A 22,243-nucleotide genomic window follows, 5' to 3' on the forward strand; every position below is an offset into this window, starting at 1 on the left:
CGACGACCATGACGTCTTCGACCCCTTCCAACCCCTCCGGCTCCGCGCGGCCCTCCCGGCCCTCTCTGCGCGACCGTGCCGAGGCGCTGCCCGAGGAGCTGCGGGAGGCGCTGCGGCGGCGGCTGGCCGGCGGCACGGCACCGGCCACCCGGCAGGGCATCCCGCGCGCCGACCGCGACCGCCCGCTGCCGCTGTCCTTCGCCCAGCAGCGGCTGTGGTTCCTGGACCGGCTGCGCCCCGGCGACCCCCGCTACAACAGCGCTGTCGCGGTCCGTCTCACCGGCGCCCTGGACCGCGCGGCGCTGGCCGAGGCCCTCACCGCCGTCGTGGCCCGCCACGAGGCCCTGCGCACCACCTTCGAGGAGACCGACGGCCGGCCGGTGCAGCGCGTGCACCCCGCGGGACCGGTGCCGGTGCCCGTCCAGGACTCCGCCGACCTGGACGCGGACCTGCTGGCCGAGTACTCCCGCCCCTTCGACCTGCGGCAGGGGCCCCTGCTCCGGGCCCTGCTGCTGCGCGAGTCGGCCACCGCGCACGTCCTTCTGCTGACGGCCCATCACATCGTCACGGACGGCTGGTCGATGGGCGTGGTCCTGGACGAGCTGTGCACCGCCTACGACGCCCTCGCCCGGGGCGCCCGGCCGGACCTGCCCGCGCCGGCCACGCAGTACCCGGACTTCGCGGTGTGGCAGCGCGCCCAGCTCTCGGGCCCCCGACTGGAGCGCGAACTCGACTACTGGCGCGAACAGTTGTCGGGCTCGGTCGCCCCGGAGCTGCCCCTGGACCGGCCCCGGCGCGGCGAGGAGGCGGGGGAGGGCGCCGTCCACACCTTCACCGTCCCGGCCCGCCTCACCGCCCGGCTGCGCGATCTCGCCAGAGAACAGCACAGCACCCTCCACACCGCCCTGGTCGCCGCCACCCAGGCGCTGCTGGCCCGCTGGTCCGGCCAGGACGACATCACCGTCGGCTCACTGACGCCGGGCCGGTCCCGCACCGATCTGGAACGGACCGTCGGGTTCTTCGTGAACACCGTCGCGCTGCGCACCCCGGTGGACGCCTCCGGATCCTTCCGTGACCTGCTGGCGAAGGCGGCCGGGACGGTGGGCGACGCCTTCGCCCACGGCGACACGCCGTTCGAACGGGTCGTGGAGGCGGTGGGCGCCCCCCGGGAGGCGGGCCGTAACCCGCTGTTCGACGTGATGGTCCTGCTGCACCCCGAACCGCCCGCCGCGACCGCCCCGCGCTCCCTCGCCACCAGCCCGGTCACCGTGCCCCGGCAGGCGGCCACCTTCGACCTGAGCATCGAGTTCGTGCCGGACGGCACCGCGCTGACCGGTCTGCTGGAGTACCGCACCGACCTGTTCGACGCGGCCACCGCCGAGCGGCTGGCCGGACAGCTGCTGCGCCTGCTCCACGGGGCCGCCGACACCCCGGACCGCCCGCTGGGCACCCTGCCCCTGCTGTCCGGGGACGAGGTACGGCGCCTCGTCCACGACTGGAGCGCCGGCCCGCACCTGTCCGTGGACGACACCCTCCTCCCGGCCCTCTTCGAGCGCCGCGCGGCCCGCACCCCGGACGCCCTCGCCCTCGTCGCGGGCGGCGAACGGCTGGACTACGCCACGCTCAACGCCCGCGCCAACCGGCTCGCCCACCACCTCGTCGCGCTCGGCGCGGCCCCCGAACGGCTGGTCGCGCTGCGGCTGCCGCGCACCGCCGACATGATCACCGCGATCCTCGCCGTCTGGAAGTCCGGCGCCGGATACCTGCCGCTCGACCCGGCCCTGCCCGAGGAACGCGTCCGGTACCTGCTGGACGACACCCGCCCGGCCCTGGTCCTGGACGAGGCCGCCCTGCGCGCCGTACCCGCGACCGCCCCGGACACCGACCGGCGTGCCCCGCTGCACCCCGAGCACACCGCGTACGTCATCCACACCTCCGGCTCCACCGGCCGGCCCAAGGGCGTCGCCGTGTCCCACCGCGCGGCGGCGCACCTGTTGGCCGCCCACCGGGCCGGCTTCGTCGCCGAGGCGGGCGGCGGTCCGCTGCGGGTCGCGCTCACCGCGTCCTTCTCCTTCGACACCTCCCTCGAAGGCGTGCTGCTGATGGCCGACGGCCACCCGCTGCACCTGGTGGACGAGGCGACCCGGATCGACCCGGCCGCCCTGGTCGAGTACGTCGTCCGGCACCGCGTCGACTTCCTCGACGTCACCCCCTCCTACCTGCGGCAGCTGCTGCCCGCCGGACTGCTCACCGACCCCCGGCACCACCCCCGGGTCCTCATGCTCGGCGGCGAGGCGGCCGGGCCCGCGCTGTGGCGGGAGCTGGCCGCCCATCCGGACGTGACCGCCCACAACTTCTACGGCCCCACCGAGTGCACGGTCGACGCGCTGTCCTGCCGGATCGACGGCGACCGCCCGCTGGTGGGCCGCCCCCTGCCGGGCCTGCGGGCGTATGTGCTGGACGACCGGCTTCAGCCGGTGCCGCCCGGTGTCGGCGGTGAGCTGTACCTCGCGGGCCCCCAGCTGGCCCGGGGCTACACCGGCCGCCCCGGCCTGACCGCCGCCCGCTTCCTCGCCGACCCCTACGGGCCGCCCGGCACCCGCATGTACCGCACGGGGGACCTGGCCCGCTGGACCGCCGACGGCTGCCTCGACTACCTCGGCCGCGCCGACGACCAGGTCAAGGTGCGCGGCCACCGCATCGAGCCCGGCGAGATCGAGGCCGCCCTGCTCGCGCTGCCCGGCATCACCGCCGCCGCGGTCGTCGCCGTGCCCGACCCGCACGGCCACTCCCGCCTCGCCGCCTACGTCGTTCCCGCGCCCGGCGCACCCCGGCCCGCCCCCGCCGGCCTGCGCTCGGCCCTGCGCCGGGTGCTGCCCGACGCGCTGGTGCCGTCCTCCTTCACCCCGCTGGACGCACTGCCGCTGACCACCAGCGGCAAACTGGACCGCCGCGCCCTGCCGGCCCCCGAACACGACGCCGGCACGCGGGAGTTCGTCGCCCCGCGCACCCCCGACGAGGAGACCCTGGCCGGCATCTGGGCCGAGGTGCTCGGCGTGGACCGGGTCGGCGTCACGGACAACTTCTTCGAGCTGGGCGGCGACTCGATCCTGAGCATCCAGGCCGTCTCCCGGGCGCGCGCCGCGGGCATCGGTATCGGCTCCCAGGACGTCTTCCGGCACCAGACCGTCGCGGACCTGGCCGCCGCCGCGTCCCACCGCACCGGGACCCCGCCCGCCCCGCGGCGCCCGCACGCGGACGGACCCGCCCCCCTCACCCCGGTCCAGGAGTGGTTCTTCGCCACGCACGGCCCGCTGCGGCACTTCGGCATGTCGATGCTGCTCGACCTGCCGTACGACCTGGACGAGCGGGCGCTGGAACGGGCACTGGAGGCCCTGCCGGCCCGGCACCCGGCCCTGCGCACCCGCTTCACCCGCACCGGGGACACCTGGCGGCAGCACCCCGGCACCGGCCCGGCCACCGGGCTGCTCACCCGCCACGGCCCCGGGACCCCGCCCGCCGAGGCGGCCCAGGCCGCCCGCGCGGCCCTGGACCCGGCCACCGGAGCCCTGTTCCGCGCTGCCCTGCTGACCGGCGGGCAGCGCCCGCAACTCTTCCTGACCGCACACCACCTGGCGGTCGACAGCGTCTCCTGGCGGGTGCTGCTCGCCGACCTGGAACAGGCCTACCGGCAGGCCGCGGCGGGCGAGGAACCCCGACCGGAGCCCGAGCACACCCCGTTCGCCGACTGGGCGCGCGACCTCGCCGACCGGGTCCGGGCCGGCGGCCTGGACGACGACCTGCCGCACTGGACGGCGGAAGCCGCGCTCCCGCGCACCCCGCTCCCCGTCGACCTGCCCGGCACCCCGCTCGCCGGATCCGTGCACACCGTCCGCACCCGGGTGGACCGCGCCACCACCGAGGCGCTGCTGCGCCGCGTGCCCGGGGTCTACCGCACCCAGATCAACGACGTGCTGCTGAGCGCACTGGCCCGGGTGCTGGCCGACTGGACGGGCACGGACCGGGTGACCGTCGCCCTGGAGGGCCACGGCCGCGAGGAGGACCTGGTCGAGGGTGCCGAACTGTCCCGCACGGTCGGCTGGTTCACCACCCAGTACCCGGTCACCCTGACCCCGGCAGGCCCGGCCGACTGGGGCGCCACGCTCAAGTCCGTCAAGGAGCGGCTGCGGGCCGTTCCCCGCCGTGGCCTGAGCTACCAGGCGCTGGGCCACCTCGGATCGCCCCGCCCCGCCGCCCGCGCCCTCGCCGGACTCCCGCTGCCCCAGGTGTGCTTCACCTACCACGGCCAGTGGGAGGCGCCCGGCGGAGGGGACTTCGCGCCCGTGGCCGACGTACCCGGCCGGGACACGGACCCCGGTGCGCCCCTGGACCACCTGCTGGACGTGTCCGCGCTGGTCGCCGACGGCGAAATGGAGATCACCTGGCACTACAGCGACCAGGTGCACCGCCCGGGTACCGTCCGGGAGCTGGCCGAGGGCATGGTGCGCGCGCTCGCTGCCATCGCCGAGCACTGCGCCCGGCCCGGCGCGGGCGGCCGTACCCCCTCCGACTTCCCCCTCGCCGGCCTCGACCAGGCCGGCGTGGACCGCCTGGCGGGGGACGGCCGGGACGTGGAGGACCTGCTGCCGCTGACCCCGCTCCAGGAGGGCATGCTCTTCCACCGGCTGGTCGGCGGACCGGACGACGTGTACGTCGACCAGGCCGCACTGCTGCTGGACGGGGTGACCGACCCCGACGCCCTCGCCGTGGCCTGGCAGCGGGTGACCGACCGTACCCCCGCCCTGCGCACCTCGGTCGTGTGGGAGGACGTCCCGGTACCGCTCCAGGTCGTGCACCGACACGTCACCGTGCCGACGGAGCAGTTGGACTGGCGCCACCTGGACGCGGGGGAGCGGGCCGGGCGGCTGGACCGGCTGCGCGCCGACGACCTCGCACGCGGCCTGGACCTCGGCACCGCACCCCTGATGCGGCTCACCCTGGTCCGGCTGCCCGACGACCGGCTGCACCTGCTGTGGACCTCCCACCACCTGATCCTGGACGGCTGGAGCCTGGCCCAGGTGCTCACCGACGTCTTCGCGGAGTACGCGGCCCTCACCACCGGCGCGGGAACCCCGCCCCCGGTACGCCGGCCGTTCGCCGACTACGTGCGCTGGCTGGCCGGCCAGGACACCGAGGCCGCCCGCGCGCACTGGCGGGGCGTCCTCGCCGGGTTCGCCACCCCGACCCCGCTGCCCGTCGACCGTGTCCGGCGCCCGGGGCACGAGACCCGCTCCGGCCGCGTGCACACCGCCGGTCTGTCCGGCGAGGTGTCCGCGCGGCTCGCCCGCACCGCCCGCGCGGCCGGACTGACCCTCGGCACGGTGGTCCAGGGCGCCTGGGCGCTGCTGCTGTCCCGCTACAGCGCCGAGCGGGACGTACTGTTCGGGACCACCGTCTCCGGCCGCCCCGACGACCTGCCCGGCGTCGAGTCGATGGTCGGCATGTTCATCAACACCCTGCCCACCCGGGTCCGCGTGGACGGCCGCCGCACCGCCGCCGCCTGGCTGCGGGAGCTGCAGGAGGCGCAGGCCGAGGCCCGGCGGTTCGCCGCGGTGTCCCTCGCCGAGCTGACCTCGCTCAGCGACGTGCCGGCCGGCAGCCCGCTGTTCGACAGCATGGTCGCCTTCGAGAACTACCCCTTCGACCAGGCCCGTTCGGCCGGCACCGGGATCCGTCTGGCCGACGTCTCCGCCCGCGACGCCACCAACTACCCCCTCGTGCTGCGGGCCTACCAGGGCGAGCGGTTCGGCTTCGACCTCGGCTACGACCCGGAGCTGTTCGACGCGACGACGGTACGGTCCCTCGCCGACCGGCTGTGCCTGCTGCTCACCGAGCTGGCCGACGACCCGGACCGGCCCGTGCGCGCCCTCGCCTGGACGACCGCCGAGGAGCGGCGCCGGATGCTGGCCGACTGGAACGGCACCGAGGAGGGCCGGCCCGCCGAAACCCTGGACGCCCTCTTCGCCGCCCAGGCCGCCCGCACCCCCGGGGCCGAAGCCGTCACCTGCGGCGACGACCGGCTCGACTACGCCACCCTGGACACGCGGGCGAGCCGGCTCGCGCACCGGCTCGCCGAAGTCGGCGCCGGACCGGAGACGTTCGTGGCCCTCGCGCTGCCCCGCTCCACCGACCTCGTCGTGGCCGTCCTCGCCGTCCTCAAGACCGGCGCCGCCTACCTGCCCGTCGACCCCGCGCTGCCCGCGGAACGCGTCCGGGACCTGCTCGCCGACGCCCGGCCGGTGACGCTGGTGACCACCCGGCAGACCGCGGCCGACACGGCCGTACCGGTCCTCCTGCTGGACGACCCCGGCGTCCGCGCCGACCTGGCCCGGCGCCCGGCCGCCGGCCCGGCCCGCCGCGCACTGCCCGAGAGCCCCGCCTACGCCATCTACACCTCCGGCTCCACCGGACGGCCCAAGGGTGTCGTCGTCCCGCACGCCAACGTGGTCCGGCTCTTCACCCGCACCCGGCACTGGTTCGGCTTCGGCCCCGACGACGTGTGGACGCTGTTCCACTCCTACGCCTTCGACTTCTCGGTGTGGGAGCTGTGGGGCCCGCTGCTGCACGGCGGCCGGCTGGTGATCGTCCCCGAGGACACCGCCCGCTCCCCGGAGGACTTCCTGCGCCTGCTCGCCGACGAACAGGTCACCGTCCTCAACCAGACCCCCTCCGCCTTCCACCCCCTCAGCCGGGCCGACGCCGAACTCCCCGACGTCAGCAACAGGTTGGCGCTGCGCACGGTGATCTTCGGCGGTGAGGCGCTGGACGTGACCCGGCTCGCCGACTGGTACACCCGCCACCCGGACACCGCGCCCCGCCTGGTGAACATGTACGGCATCACCGAGACCACCGTGCACGTCACCCACGCTCCGCTGGACCGCCGGGCGGCCGGCGCCGGCACCGCGAGCCCCATCGGAACCGGCATCCCCGACCTGCGGCTCTACGTCCTCGACGACACCCTCCAGCCGGTGCCCCCAGGTGCCGTCGGCGAGCTGTTCGTCGCCGGCGAGGGCCTGGCGCGCGGCTACCTGAACCGGCCCGGCCTCACCGCGACCCGCTTCCTCGCCGACCCGTTCGGACGGCCCGGCACCCGCATGTACCGCACCGGGGACCGGGCCCGCCGGCGGGCCGCCGGCACCCTGGAGTACCTGGGCCGCGCCGACCAGCAGGTCAAGATCCGCGGCTACCGCATCGAACCCGGCGAGATCGAGGCCGCCCTGCACCGCCACCCCGGTGTGGGCGCCGCCACCGTCGGCGTGTACGAGGACACCGCCGGGACCCGCCGGCTCGTCGCCCACGTCGTCGGCACCGGCACCGGCGACCGCGCCGTACCGCCTCCGCCCGCCGCCGAACTCCGCGCCCACCTGGAGGCGTTGCTGCCCGCGCATATGGTGCCGGCCGCCTATGTGCCGATGGCCGCGCTACCGCTCACCGCCAACGGCAAACTCGACCGGCGCGCACTGCCCGCGCCCGGCCCCGACGGCTTCGCCGCCGACGGCCCGCGGACCCCGCCGCGCACCCCGGCCGAACGGCTGGTCGCTGCCGCGTGGACCGACGTCCTGGACACCGACGAGGTCAGCGCCGACGACGACTTCTTCGCCCTCGGCGGCGACTCCATCCTCGCCGTCCGCGTCACCGCCCGGCTGCGCGCCGCCTTCGGCGCGGACGTCTCACCCCGGCTGCTGTTCACCCACTCCACCGTGGCCGCCCTCGCGGCCGCACTGGGCGAACCCCGCAGCGGGAACACCGCCGACGCCATCCCGGCCGCCGCCGCGGACGCCCCGGCGCCGCTGTCGTACGCCCAGCAACGCCTGTGGTTCCTCGACCGGTTCGAGCCGGGCAGCACCGAGTACACCACCCTGTCCGTGCTGCGGCTGCGCGGCCCGCTCGACACCGCCGCCCTGCGCACCGCCCTGGACGGCCTGGTCGCCCGGCACGGGACCCTGCGCACCACGTTCACCGAACTCGACGGCCAGGCCCGGCAGGTCGTCCACCCGGCGCGCCCCGTCGACCTCCCGGTGGACGACCTCCCGGACACCACCGCCCTCGACGCCCTGCTGGACCGGGAGGCCACCACCCCCTTCGACCTGGCCACCGGGCCGCTGTTCCGGGCCCGCCTGGCCCGGTTCGCCGACGACGACCACGTCCTCGTGCTGGCCGCGCACCACATCGTCACCGACGGCTGGTCCACCGGCGTGCTGGCCCGGGACCTGGGCGAGCTGTACGCGGCGGCCCTGGAGGACCGCCGCCCCGACCTGCCCCGGCTGCCCGTCCGCTACACCGACTACGCCACCTGGCAGCGCACCCGCGCCGAGCGGGCCGAGGCCGAACTCGCCCACTGGCGCCGGGTCCTGGACGGTGTGACTCCGCTGGAGCTGCCCACCGACCGGCCCCGGCCGGCCGTCCGCACCCGCGAGGGCGCCCTGGTGACCTTCACCCTGCCCGCCGCGCTGACCGAACGGCTGCGCGAACGGGGCCGGGAGGCCGACGCCACCCTCTACATGACGCTGGTCACGGCCTGCCAGATCCTGCTCGCCCGCTGGGCGGGCCAGGAGGACGTCACCGTCGGTACCGTCACCGCGGGCCGCGAGCGGTCCGAGCTGCACGACGTGGTCGGCATGTTCGTCAACACGCTGGTGCTGCGCGCCCGGATCCGGCCCGAACTGCCGTTCCGGGAGCTGCTGGCCGAGGTGCGCACCACCGTCCTGGAGGCGTTCGCCCACCAGGAGGTGCCCTTCGAGCGGGTGGTGGACGCCCTCCAGCCCGAGCGGGACACCAGCCGCACCCCTCTGTTCCAGGTCATGGTCGCCCTGCACAACCTCGGTGGCGAGCCGCCCCGGCTGCCCGGCCTGGCGGTGGAACCGGTGACGCCGCCGGTCCGCACCGCCACCTTCGACCTCGCCTTCGACTTCACGGAGACGGACGGTGGGCTCACCGGCTACCTGGAGTACAACACCGGGCTCTTCGACGCCGACACCGCCGAACGCCTGGCGGCCCGGCTGCGCGTCCTGCTGGAGGCCGCCGCCGAGGATCCGGGGCGGGCCGTGGGGCACCTGCCGCTGATGACCGGCGACGAACGGCGTCTTGTGCTGCGGTACGGGCAGGGCGCCCGGCTGCCCGAGCCGGACACCACCTTCCCCGCCCTGTTCGAGGCGCAGGCCGCCCGGACCCCCCGCCACACCGCCCTGGTGGCCCGGGACACCACCCTGGACCTCGGGGCGCTGAACGAGCGCGCCAACCGGCTGGCCCACCACCTCATCGCCCAGGGCACCGGCACCGAGGACGTGGTCGCCGTACGGCTCCCGCGCACCTCCGACCTGGTGGTGGCGGTGCTCGCGGTCCTCAAGGCGGGCGCCACCCTGCTCTGCCTGGACCCCGAACTCCCCCGGGAGCGAGTGGACTTCCTCCTCTCCGACGCCCGTCCGCACACCCTGCTGACCGGCCTCGGCGAGGTGCCCTGGGACCGGCTCCCCGCCCACGACCCGACCGACGCCGACCGCGTCCGGCCCCTGCTGCCCGAACACACCGCCTACATCGTCTACACCTCCGGCTCCACCGGCCGCCCCAAGGGCGTCGCCGTCGAACACCGGCAGCTGGTCAACCTGTGCCACGACCACCGCGCGCACCTGCTCGCCCCGCACACCGGCGGCGGGCTGCGGCTGCGGGCCGCACTCAGCGCCTCCTTCTCCTTCGACACCTCCTGGGAGGGGCCGCTGCTTCTCGCCCTCGGCCACGAGGTCCACCTGATCGACGAGGACGTACGCCTGGACCCGGAGGCGTTCTGCGCCCGGATCGCCGCACACCGCCTCGACCTCGTCAACGTCACCCCGTCCTTCCTGCGTGAACTCACCGCCGCCGGCCTGCTCGCCCCCGGCCGCCACCACCCGCGCCTGCTGCTCGTCGGCGGCGAGGCCGTCTCCCCGGCCGACTGGCGCGAACTCGCCCGCGCCGAACGGGAGTCGGGCGTGGCGGTGTACAACATGTACGGACCCACCGAGTGCACCGTCGACGCCGCCTACGGCCGCCCCGCCGACCGGTCCGACCGCCCCGTCATCGGCCGTCCCGGCGGCAACCTGCGGGCCTACGTGCTCGACGGCGCCCTGCGCCCGGTGCCGCCCGGAGTGCCCGGCGAGCTGTACCTGGCCGGGGCGCAGGTGGCCCGCGGCTATCTGCACCGGCCCGGCCTCACCGCCGCCCGCTTCCTCGCCGACCCGTTCGGCGCGCCGGGGGAGCGGATGTACCGCACCGGGGACCGCGCCCGCTGGGACCGGGACGGGCTGCTGGAGTTCCTTGGCCGGGTGGACGAACAGGTGAAGATACGCGGGTTCCGCATCGAGCCCGGCGAGGTGGAGGCCGCCCTCCTGGACCACCCGGACGTCGCCGACGCCGCGGTCACCGCACGGGAACACGCCGGCCGGCTCGTCCTCGTCGGCTATGTGGTGCCCGTCGGCGAACGCCTCCCGTCCGCCGACGAGCTGCGCCTCGCGCTGCGCCGTACCCTGCCCGACCACATGGTGCCCGCCGCGTTCGTGCCGCTGGCCCGCATCCCGCGCACCACCAGCGGCAAGACCGACCGGCGTGCCCTGCCCGCGCCGCCCGCACAGCCCGACAGCAGCACCCCGTACGTCGCCCCCCGGCCCGGCACGGAGGAACGCCTGGCCGCGATCTGGGCCGAGGTGCTCGGCGTCGAACGGGTCGGCGCGCGCGACAACTTCTTCGCGCTCGGCGGCGATTCCATCCTGAGCATCCAGATCGTCTCCCGCGCCCGGCAGGCCGGCCTCGCCCTCACCACCAAGGACGTCTTCCGCCACCAGACGGTCGCCGAACTCGCCCTCCGGGCGAAGGAGTCCGCCCCGCGCCCGGTTGCCGAACAGGAGACGGGCGAGGCGCCGCTCACCCCGATCCAGCACTGGTACCTGGACGGCCGCGACCCCGCCCGGCCGCTCCGGTTCACCATGACCCAGCGCCTCGAACTCGCCCCCGGCACCGACCACCCGGCCCTCGCACAGGCCGTCGGCGCCGTCGTACGCCGGCACCCGGCCCTGCGCACCCGTTTCCACCGCACCGCCGACGGCTGGTACCAGGAGGCGCTGCCCGAGGCGCCGGACGGCGTCTTCACCCGCCACGACACGGCCGGGCTGGAGGACACGGAGCTGGAGGCCGCGGTCCAGCGGCTCACCGACGAGGCGCAGGCCGGCCTCGATCCCCTGGCGGGCCGGGTCGTCCGCGTCCTGTTCTTCGACCGGGGCCCGCAGCGGCCGGGACAACTGGTCGTCACCGCCCACCACCTGGTGGTCGACGGGGTGTCCTGGCGCATCCTGCTGGCGGACCTGGAGGCCGCCCACCGGGCCGCCGCGGCCGGCCGGCCCGTCGAGCTGCCCGCCACCGGCACCCCCTACGGCCACTGGGCCGCCCGCCTCGACCGGCACACCCGCTCCGGCGCCCTCGACGCCGACCTGCCGTACTGGACACGCACCGGCGCGGCCCCGGCCGAGCTGCCCGCCGGACGCCCGGGACCGAACACCCACGGCACCGCCGCCACCCTCACGGTCACGCTGGACGAGGAGGCCACCGACGCCCTGCTGCGGCAGGTCCCGGAGGCCTACCGCACCCAGGTCAACGACGTCCTGCTCAGCGCCCTCGGCCGCACCCTGGCCCGCTGGTGCGGGCGCGACACCGTCATGCTCGGCGTGGAGGGACACGGCCGGGAGGACCTGTTCGAGGACGTGGACCTCTCCCGGACCGTCGGCTGGTTCACCGCCGAGTTCCCGCTCGCCCTGCGCGTCGCCCCGGACGCCGGCTGGCACGACACCCTCCGCTCGGTCAAGGAGCAGCTGCGCGCGGTGCCGCTGCACGGCCTGAGCCACGGCGCCCTGCGCCACCTGCGACCCGACAGCCCGCTCACCGGCACACCGGCCCCGCAGGTCGGCTTCAACTACCACGGCCAGTGGGACACGGCCGGTGCCGACGGCCTGTTCCGGGGCGCCCTGCCCCCGGCCGGCCGGGACACCGACCCGGACGAACCCCGCCCGTACCTCCTGGACGTCACCGGAGTGGTCCAGCAGGGCCGGCTCGAACTCGGCTGGACCTATCCGCCGGCGGTCTACGACGAGAGCACCGTCCGCCGGCTCGCCGAGGACACGCTCGCCGCCCTGCGGGACATCGTGGCGCACTGCGGCCGGCCCGGCACGGGCGGCCGTACCCCCTCCGACTTCCCCCTCGCCGGCCTCGCCCAGGACCAGCTGGACCGGCTCGTCGGCACCGGCCGGCACGTCGAGGACGTCCTGCCGCTCACCCCGCTGCAGTCCGGCATGCTCTTCCACGGCCTGGTGGACACCGAACACGCCTACTTCGACCGCACGGCGGTACGGCTGTCCGGCGTGGGCGACCCGCGCGCCTTCGCCGCCGCCTGGCAGCAGGTCGCCGACCGCACCCCGGCGCTGCGCACCAGCGTCCACTGGCAGCACCTGCCCCACCCGGTGCAGGTGGTGCACCACCGCGCCGAACTGCCCGTCACCCACCTCGACTGGCGCGCCCTGACGCCCGCGCAGCGGGCGGAGACCACCGAGCGGCTGCTCGCCGATGACCGCGCGGCCGGCCTGGACCTCACCGCCGCACCGCTGACCCGGCTCACCCTGGCCGCCCTGCCCGGCGACGAGGTGCTGCTGCTGTGGTCCACCCACCACATCGTCCTCGACGGCTGGAGCACCGGGCAGCTGCTCACCGAGGTGTGCGAGCGGTACGCCGCCCTGACCGGCGGCCCCGACCCGGCGCCCCCGGCACGGCGGCCCTTCGCGGACTTCCTGCACTGGCTGCGCGAGCAGGACGAGCCGGCGGCCGAGCGGCACTGGGCCGAGGCGCTGGCCGGGTTCACCGCCCGCACCCCGCTGCCGTACGACCGTACCCCCGCCGAGGCCCACCGCGCCCGGTCCGCCGCCGCCGTCCACCACGAGCTGGACGCGAACGTCTCGCGCCGGCTGCGGGAGGCCGCCGCCCGCGCCGGGCTGACCGTCAACACCGTGGTGGCGGCCGCCTGGGCGCTGCTGCTGGCCCGCTACAGCGGCCGGGACGACGTGGTGTTCGGCACCACCGTCTCCGGCCGGCCGGCCGAACTCCCCGGCGTCGACGGCATGATCGGCATGTTCATCAACACCGTGCCGACCCGGGTCCGGATACCCGCCGGGCCGGTGCTGCCGTGGCTGCGCGGCCTCCAGGACCGGCAGAGCGAGGCCCGTCGCTTCGACTTCCTGGCCCTGCCCCGCATCCAGGCCGTCGCCGAAGTCCCGCCCGGCGAAGCTCTGTTCGACAGCATGGTGGTCTTCGAGAACTACCCCGTGGACGAGTCGGCCACGGCCCGCACGGGCGTCCGGGTCGAGGAGGTGCGCGCCGACGACGCCACCACCTTCCCGTGGTGCCTGCGCGCCCACCTGTCCGAACGGCTCGGCTTCGACCTGGCCTACGACCCCGACCTGTTCGAGGCCGGCACCGCCGAACGCGCCGCGGACCGGCTGGCCGCCCTGCTCACCACCCTGGCCGACGGGTTCGACACCGACCTGGCCGCCCTGGACCTGCTCACCCCGGCCGACCGCGACCTGCTGGCCGCCTGGAACACCACCGCCCGGCCGGCCGTCCCGCGCAGTCCCGTGGACCTGTTCCGGGAACAGGTCCGCCGTACTCCGGACGCGCCCGCGGTCCGCGACGGCGACCGCGAGCTGACCTTCCGCGGGCTCGACGAGTGGGCCCGCGCCGTCGCCGCACGGCTGGTGGCCGGCGGGCTCGCGGCCGAGGACCGGGTCGCGCTGCTGATGGACCGCTCCGCCGAACTCGTCGTCGCCCAGCTCGCGGTGCTCATGGCCGGCGGCGCCTACGTCCCCGTCGACGCCCGGGCCCCCGAGGAGCGCCGCCGCGACCTCCTCGCCCGGGCCGGCGTCACCGTCCGGCTCACCGCCGCCGAGGTGGCCGCCGCCCGCACCGGCAGCGGCGACGGGCGGACACCGGCCGCCGATCCCGACCGGCTGGCCTACGTGATGTTCACCTCCGGCTCGACCGGCCTGCCCAAGGCGGTCGCGGTACGGCACCGGGACGTGGCGGCGCTCGCCACCGACAGCCGGTTCTCCGACGGCGTCTGCGCCCGGGTGCTGCTGCACTCGCCGGTCGCCTTCGACGCCGCCACCTTCGAGGTGTGGGCTCCGCTCCTCACCGGCGGCTGCGTGGTCGTGGCCCCGGGCGAGAGCGTGGACGCGGCCCTGCTGCGCCGGCTGGCCGCCGACGGCGGGCTGACCGCACTGTGGCTGACCGCCGGACTGTTCCGGCTGCTCGCGCAGGACGCCCCCGACTGCTTCCGGGGCCTGCGGCAGGTGTGGACCGGCGGCGACGTCGTGCCCGCCCAGGCCGTGCGCCGGGTGCTGGCCGCCTGCCCCGGCCTGACCGTCGTGGACGGCTACGGGCCCACGGAGACCACCACGTTCGCCACCTCCTGCGCCCTCACCGACCCGGCCGCCGTACCCGGCACCGTGCCCATCGGCCGGCCGCTGGACGACATGCGGGTGCACGTCCTCGACGCCCGGCTGCGCCCCGTACCGCCGGGCTGCGCGGGCGAGCTGTACCTGGCCGGCGAGGGCGTCGCCCGCGGCTACCTGGGCCGCCCCGGCGACACAGCGGCCCGCTTCCTCGCCGACCCCTGCGGCCCGCCCGGCGCCCGCATGTACCGCACCGGCGACCTGGCCCGGCGGCGGCCGGACGGCACCGTCGAGTTCCTGGGCCGCGCCGACGACCAGGTCAAGATCCGCGGCTTCCGGGTCGAGCCCGCCGAGGTCGAGGCCGCCCTCGCCGCCCACCCGGACGTCGTCGACGTGGCCGTGCTGGCCCGCGAGGACCGGCCGGGCGCCAAACGGCTCGTGGCCTACGTCGTCGGACCGGCCGGAGGGGACGGCGAGGAGCTGCGGGCCTTCGCCGCACGCACCCTCCCCGACTACCTCGTGCCCACCGCCGTCGTACCGCTCACCGCCCTCCCGCTCAGCCGCAACGGCAAGGTCGACCGGGCGGCCCTGCCCGCACCCGAGGCCCTGCCGGGGGGCACCCGGGTCGAGCCCCGCACCGAGGCCGAGCGCCGCACGGCCGCCGTGTTCGGCGAGGTGCTGGGCAGCGAACCGCCCGGCGTGGAGGACGACTTCTTCCAGCTCGGCGGCGACTCGATCCTCAGCATCCGGCTCGCCTCCCGCCTCGCCGAGGCCTTCGACACCGACGTCACCCCGCGCGCGGTGTTCACCTACCCCACGCCGGCCGGACTGGCCCGCCTGCTCGGCGCACGGCAGGGCGCCGGCCGCGCGGCGATCACCCCGGTCACCCGGGAGGGGGCCGCGCCGATGTCGTACGCCCAGCAACGCCTGTGGTTCCTGGAGGAGTTCGCTCCGGGCGGCGCGGAGTACGTCACCGCGCTCGCCCTCCGCCTGCGCGGCAGCCTGGACGCCCGCGCCCTGCGCGCCGCCCTCGGTGCCCTGGTGGCCCGGCACGAGTCGCTGCGCACCACCTTCGACAGCGTCGACGGGCACGGCGTCCAGCTCGTCCGCCCGCCGCAGGACGTGCCGCTGCCCGTGCGCGACCTGACCCGGGTGGCCGCAGGTGAACGGGAGCAGGCGCTGCGGCGCCTGCTCGCCGAGGAGCGCTCCCGCCCCTTCGACCTGCGCGAGGGACCGCTGCTGCGCACCGGACTGGTCCGGCTGGCCGAGGACGAGCACGTGCTCACCCTCACCCTGCACCACATCGTCACCGACGGCTGGTCAACCTCCGTCCTGCTCGGCGACCTCGCCCACTACTATCGAGCTGAACTAGGCGTTCAAGAGAGCGAGTTGGCGCCGCTGCCGGTCCGGTACGCCGACTACGCGCACTGGCAGCGCACCGCCGGGGAGACCGGCGCGCAGGAGCACCTCGCCTACTGGAAGCGGCACCTGGCCGACACCGCACCGCTGGACCTGCCCACCGACCGGCCCCGGCCGCCGGTGCGCACCAGCGCCGGCGCGACCACCCGGCTGACCGTGCCCGCCAGGACCGTGCGGGGGCTGACCCGGCTCGCCCGGGAGCACGGGACCACCCTGTTCACCACGCTCGTCGCCGCCGCCCAGGCCTACCTCGCCCGGGTCTCGGGCGCCGAGGACATCGCCGTCGGCACCGTCACCTCCGGCCGCGACCGGCCCGAGACGCAGGGCCTCGTCGGGTTCTTCGTCAACACCCTGGTGCTGCGCTCCCGGGCCGAGGCCGAGCAGCCCTTCACCGGGTTCCTCACCGCCGTACGGCAGACCGTCCTCGACGCCTTCGCCCACCAGGACGTGCCGTTCGAACGGGTGGTGGACGAGGTGCAGCCGGTCCGCGACACCAGCCGCAGCCCGCTCTTCCAGGTGATGGTCGTCCTCCAGAACACCCCGGCCGCCGGCCTCGACCTGCCCGGACTGGACGTCACCGACGTCGAACCGGAGTCGGAACAGGCCGCGTTCGACCTCACCCTGGAATTCGCCGAGACCGGCTCCGGAGCCCTGCACGGCCTGCTCACCTACAACACCGACCTGTTCGACCCGGCCACCGCGGAACGCATGGCCGGACAGCTCGGCACCCTGCTGCACGCCGTCGCCGAGGACCCGGACCGCCCGCTCGGCGCCCTGCCGCTGGCCTCCGCCGACGAGCTGAAGGCGCTGCCGGACCAGGGCCGGGGCACCTTCCGCCCGGTGCCCGAGGCCACCCTGCCCGCTCTGTTCGAACGGCAGGCCGCCCGTACCCCGGACGCGCCGGCGCTGGTGGACGGCGACCGGGAACTGACGTACGCGGAGGTGGACCGGGCCGCCAACCGGCTCGCCCACCGGCTCCTCGGGGACGGTGCCGGACCGGAGCGGGTGGTGGCCCTGGCGCTGCCCCGCTCGGCGGCGGCCGTCGTGGCCCAGCTCGCGGTCGCCAAGGCCGGCGGCGCCTTCCTGCCCGTGGACCCCGACTACCCGCCGCAGCGACGGGAGTTCATGATCCGGGACGCGGGCGCCCACCTCGTCCTCGACGACCCCGCCGAGGTCTGGGCCGCCGACGGGCCGCAGACGGCACCCACGGACACCGACCGCCCCACCGCCCTCACCCCCGCCCACCCGGCCTACGTCATCTACACCTCCGGCTCCACCGGCACCCCCAAGGGCGTGGTGGTCACCCACCGGGGCCTCGCCTCCTTCGCCGCGGCGGCCGCCGCCCGGTACGCGGCCGGCCCCGGCGACCGGGTCCTGCAGTTCGCCTCGCCCAGCTTCGACGCCTCCGTGCTGGAGCTGTGCGTCTCCCTGCTGAGCGGGGCCGCGCTGGTCACCGGAGAGGAGGGGCCGCTGGTCGGGGAGCGGCTGGCGGAGGTGCTCGCCGAGCGGCGCGTCAGCCACGCCCTGATCCCGCCGGCCGCGCTGGCCACCGTACCGGCGCAGACCGCCGCCGCCCTGCCCGCCCTGCGCACGCTCATCGTGGGCGCCGAGGCCTGCCCGGCCGACCTGGTCGACACCTGGGCCCCCGGCCGCCGGATGATCAACTCCTACGGGCCCACCGAGGCGACCGTGGTCGCCACCTGGACCGGCCCGCTGACCCCGGGCACCGGCGCCCCGTCCATCGGCCGCCCCGCCGGCCTCACCCGCGTCCGCGTGCTCGACGCCGCCCTGCGTCCCGTACCGCCCGGCGTGACCGGCGAGCTGTACCTCGCCGGCCCAGGTCTCGCGCGCGGCTACCTGCGCCGGCCGGGACTCACCGCCCAGCGGTTCGTCGCCGACCCGTTCGGCGCGCCGGGGGAGCGGATGTACCGCACGGGGGACCTGGTCCGCTGGACCGCCGACGGCCGGCTCCGCTTCGCCGGACGCGCCGACGACCAGGTCAAGCTGCGCGGCTTCCGCATCGAACCCGGCGAGATCGAGAGCGCGTTGCGGCGCAGCCCCCTGGTGCGGGACGCGGTCGTCGTCGTCCGCGCGGAGGAGGGCCCCGGCGCGCCCGCCCGGCTCGTCGCCTACGTCGTTCCGGCCGAGCCCTCCGCCGCCGGGCTGCCCGTCGGCGAACTGCGGCTGCACCTGGCCGGGTCGCTGCCCCCGCACATGGTGCCGTCCGTCTTCGTACCGCTCGACCGGCTGCCGCTCACCCCGAACGGCAAGACCGACCGGCGGGCCCTGCCCGCACCCGGACCGGTGCGCTCCGCCGACGGCCCGCGGACCGCGCCGCGCACCGACACCGAACGCCGGATCGCCCGCATCTGGGCCGACGTGCTGGGCATCGATGAGGTCGGCGCCGACGACAACTTCTTCGCGCTCGGCGGCGACTCCATCCTGACCATGCAGGTCGTCTCGCGGCTGCGCCGCGACGGCCTGCACGTGGCCACCCGGGACCTGTTCACGCACCAGACCGTCGCCGAACTCGCCACCGTGGTCCGCACCGCGCCCCGCCGGTCCGACCACGGCCCGGTGACCGGCGAGGTCCCGCTCACCCCGATCCAGTCGTGGTTCCTCACCACTCCCCGCGCCGCCCACCACCACTTCAACCAGTCGGCGCTGCTGGAACTCGACGGCACCCCCGACCCGCGGGCCCTGCGCACCGCCCTCGACGCGCTGCTGGAACACCACGACGCGCTGCGCATGCGCTTCACCCGGGAGGCCGGCGGCTGGCGCCAGTTCACCCCGCCGCCCGCCGCCGGACACGAGCTCCTCGTCCGGTACGACCTGACCGGGCTGTCCGCCGAGGAGGCCGACGCGGCCATGGCGAAGGCCGCCGACGAACTGCACGCGGGCTTCGACCTGGCCCGCGGCCCGCAACTGCGCGCGGCCCTGTTCACCGCGGACCCCGGCCGGCCCGCGTTCCTCCTCCTCGTCGCCCACCACCTGGTCGTGGACGCCGTCTCCTGGCGCATCCTGCGCGACGACCTGGAGACCGCCTACCGGCAGGCCCTCCAGGGCGACCCGGTCACCCTGGGCGAGCGCGGCACCAGCTTCCGGGACTGGGCCCGCGGCCTCGCCGCACACGTCGCCGAGGGCGGACTCGACCACGAACTGCCGTACTGGGAACAGGCGGTGGACGCCGAGGACGTACCGGCCCCGGAGCCCGGCGCGGGCCCGGCCGCCACGGTGAGCGTGGAACTCGGCGAGGACGACACCACGGCCCTGCTGCGCTCCGCACCCACCGCCTACCGCACCCGGGTCAACGACGTACTGCTCGCCGCCCTGGCCCTGGCGCTCGCCCGCTGGACCGGACGCGACCGGGTCCGCCTGGACCTGGAGGGCCACGGCCGCGAGGACCTGTTCGACGGCGTCGACCTCTCCCGCACCGTCGGCTGGTTCACCACCGTGTACCCGGTCGCCCTTCAGGTGCCCGACCCCGGCGACCTCGGCCCGGACCGCGACTGGCGGTCCCTGGTGAAATCGGTGCGCCGCCAGCTGCGCGCGGTGCCCGGCAACGGCATCGGCTTCGGCGCGCTGCGCACCTTCGGCCCGCCCGAGGTCCGCGAACGCCTCGGCGGCGCCGCCCACAGCCAGGTGGTGTTCAACTACCTCGGCCAGTGGGACGCCCGCCCCGAGACCGCCGACGGCGGCCTGGTCCGCGCCGAACACGGCTCCTTCGGGCAGGACCACGACCCCCGCGACCCCGGCTCGCACCCGGTGGAGGTGGTCGGTGCGGTGCAGCACGGCCGGCTCGCCTTCACCTGGCACCACCGGCCCGGCGTCCACGACACCGGGACCGTACGCCGGGTGGCCGAGGAGTTCGCCGAGGCCCTGCGCCACCTCGCCCGGCACGCCCGGGGCGGCCGGTGACGACCGGCCGGCCCGGACCCCGCGCACCACCGCAGGCTCCACCGACCACCGACCACCGACCACCGCCCACCCGAACGGACCACGAAGGGACACGACATGGACGAGAACACCCGCTACCAGGTGCTGCGCAACGACGAGGAGCAGTACTCGCTCTGGCCGGCCGACATCGAGGTGCCCGCCGGCTGGCAGCCCGTCGGCAAGGAGGGCACCGAGGCCGAGTGCTCCGCCTACGTCGACGAGGTCTGGACCGACATGCGCCCCAAGAGCCTGCGCGAACGCATGGAGAACGCCGGCGCCTGACCGCCACGGACCCGCCGGGCCGGCGTCGCACACGCCGGCCCGGCCCCCGCCTCCCCGCCCCCACGTGCCGCCGTCCCGGCGCCCCACCGCCCTCGGCCCGCGCCGCGCCGCATCATTCCCGAGGAGCCCGCCATGACCCCCGTCCTGCGCACCGAACGCCTGGAGTTCCTCCCCTACCGGCCCGAACACGAGGACGCCTTCGTCACCCTGCTGCGCGACGCGCAGGTGTGCCGCTGGATGGGTCAGGACCTCGTGCCCGAACCGGAGATCCGCGCCCTCTTCCGCACCGTCCTCACCGAGGTCTACCCCCAGCGCCGCTTCGACGTCTGGGGCCTGTGGCACGCGGGCGGCTACGTCGGCCACGCCGAGGTGAAGCCGACCGGCAACGTCGACGGCCACGAACTCGTCACCGCGCTCGCCCCCGCCCACTGGGGCCGCGGGCTGGGCGGCGAAGCCGTCCGCGGCCTCCTCCGCCACGCCGCCGACAACCTCGGCCTCACCGAGGCCTACGGCATGGTCGGCGCCGCGAACACCGCCAGCCTTGCCATGTGCCACCGCCTCGGCTTCCGACACGTCCGTGACGTCGTCGCCGACGACGGCACGGTGACGAAGCTGCTGGTCATCCCCACGGGGCTGGGTGCGACACCGGACGGGGCGGCGGTGGTCGCGGACGGTGCCGGTGGGGTCGTCCGCCGGGAGGAGGCCGTATGACGCGGGCGTCGGTCAGCGAGGGGGCGGCCGGGGCCGCGGGCGGCGAGCGGGCGGGTGGCCTGTGGCGGAACCGGGACTTCACTCTCCTCTGGGCCGGTCAGTGTCTGTCCGATCTGGGCGGTGCCATGGTGGACCTCGCGCTGCCGCTGCTGGTGCTGGAGCAGACCGGCTCGCCGGCCCGGGCCGGGCTGGTCGGGACCGTCGGGCTGGTCACCGCCCTGGTGTGCCGGCTGCCGGCCGGGGTCCTCGCCGACCGTGCCGACCGCCGCCGGCTGATGATCGCCTGCGACGTGCTGCGGCTCGTCGGGTACGCCCTCCTCGGCTGGGCGGTCCTCACCGGCAGGGCCGGGCTGCCCGTGATCCTCGCGGTGGTGGTCGCCGGCTCCGCCGCCACCGCCGTCTTCTCCACCGCCGAACACGCCTCGGTCCGCAACCTGGTCCGCCCCGACCAGCTGGCCTCCGCCGTCGCCCGTAACGAGGCCCGGACCTACGGTGTCTCGCTGGCCGGTCCGCCGCTGGGCGGCCTGCTGTTCGGGCTCGGCCGGGCCCTGCCCTTCCTCGGCAACACGCTCGGCCTCCTGCTGTCCCTCGTCGCCGTCTGCCGTATCCGCAGCCCCCTTCAGCAGCCCCGGCGCGAGGGCGCCCCGTCCCTCGGCGCGTCCGCCGTGGAGGGCCTGCGCTTCCTGGTGGGGCACCCGTTCCTGCGCGCCCTGCTGGTGATCGCCGCCCCCCTGAACATGGCCTTCACCGGCATGATCTTCGCGATGACCCTCGCGCTGCGCCGCGCGGGCGTCTCCCCGGCCCTCGTCGGTCTCGCCGGCGCGATCTTCGCGCTCGGCGGCCTCCTCGGCGCCCTCGCCGCCCCGGCGCTCCAGCGGCGGCTGCGGCTGCCCGTCCTGATCACGTTGCTGTGCTGGGCGACCGCCGCGCTGATGGCGGTCGGCGCGCTCCTGGCCGGCACGGTGGCGGCCGCCGTACCGCTGGCCGCCGCCGTGTTCCTCGGGCCCACGGCGAACGCCGCCCTCTTCGCCCACCAGGCCGCCGTCACCCCCGATCACCTCCAGGGACGCGTGGTCGGCGGCGTCCTGCTCGCCGCCGGTTCGGCCGCCGCGCTCGCCCCCGCCCTGGCCGGCGCACTGCTGGCCCGCTGGAGCCCGGTCCAGGCCACGCTGGTCTTCCCCGCGCTGGTCACGGCCGCCGCGCTGACGGCCACCCTGAGCAGGGGCATCCGGACCATGTCCGCCTAGGCCCGTCCGACGAATCGGCCTGCGCCGTGCGACGCCATGCACGCACTCTCGCCGCACCTGCCCCGGACCGGAGCACGTCCCGTACGAGGGCCCGGAGCCGGCACTGCGCCGGCCTCCGGCCGGGGGACC

Annotated in this window: 4 protein-coding genes; all 4 read left to right on the forward strand. The window is 76.2% G+C overall.

What is annotated here, in order from left to right; genetic code table 11:
- Positions 1-8: 8 nt before the first annotated feature.
- The 4 genes from S1361_RS35580 to S1361_RS35595 all read left to right on the forward strand — a co-directional run bounded on the left by S1361_RS35580 (position 9) and on the right by S1361_RS35595 (position 22,114).
- A complete protein-coding gene (locus S1361_RS35580; RefSeq protein ID WP_208035939.1) occupies positions 9-19,856 on the forward strand; it encodes a non-ribosomal peptide synthase/polyketide synthase in 19,848 nt (6,615 codons plus the stop codon).
- A 96-nt stretch (positions 19,857-19,952) separates the two neighbouring features.
- On the forward strand, positions 19,953-20,156 hold the full coding sequence (locus S1361_RS35585; protein WP_067045059.1) for an MbtH family protein: 204 nt from the start codon (positions 19,953-19,955) through the stop codon (positions 20,154-20,156).
- Positions 20,157-20,288: 132 nt separating this feature from the next.
- Positions 20,289-20,867, forward strand: a complete 579-nt coding sequence (locus S1361_RS35590; RefSeq protein WP_208035940.1) for a GNAT family N-acetyltransferase — start codon at positions 20,289-20,291, stop codon at positions 20,865-20,867.
- Positions 20,864-22,114: an MFS transporter gene (locus S1361_RS35595; protein ID WP_208035941.1), complete on the forward strand. Its 1,251-nt coding sequence runs from the start codon at positions 20,864-20,866 to the stop codon at positions 22,112-22,114. Before S1361_RS35590 ends, S1361_RS35595 begins: the two co-directional genes overlap by 4 nt.
- Positions 22,115-22,243 lie beyond the last annotated feature (129 nt).

Source organism: Streptomyces cyanogenus, from assembly GCF_017526105.1.
In the GTDB taxonomy this organism is placed as follows: Bacteria; Actinomycetota; Actinomycetes; order Streptomycetales; family Streptomycetaceae; genus Streptomyces; species Streptomyces cyanogenus.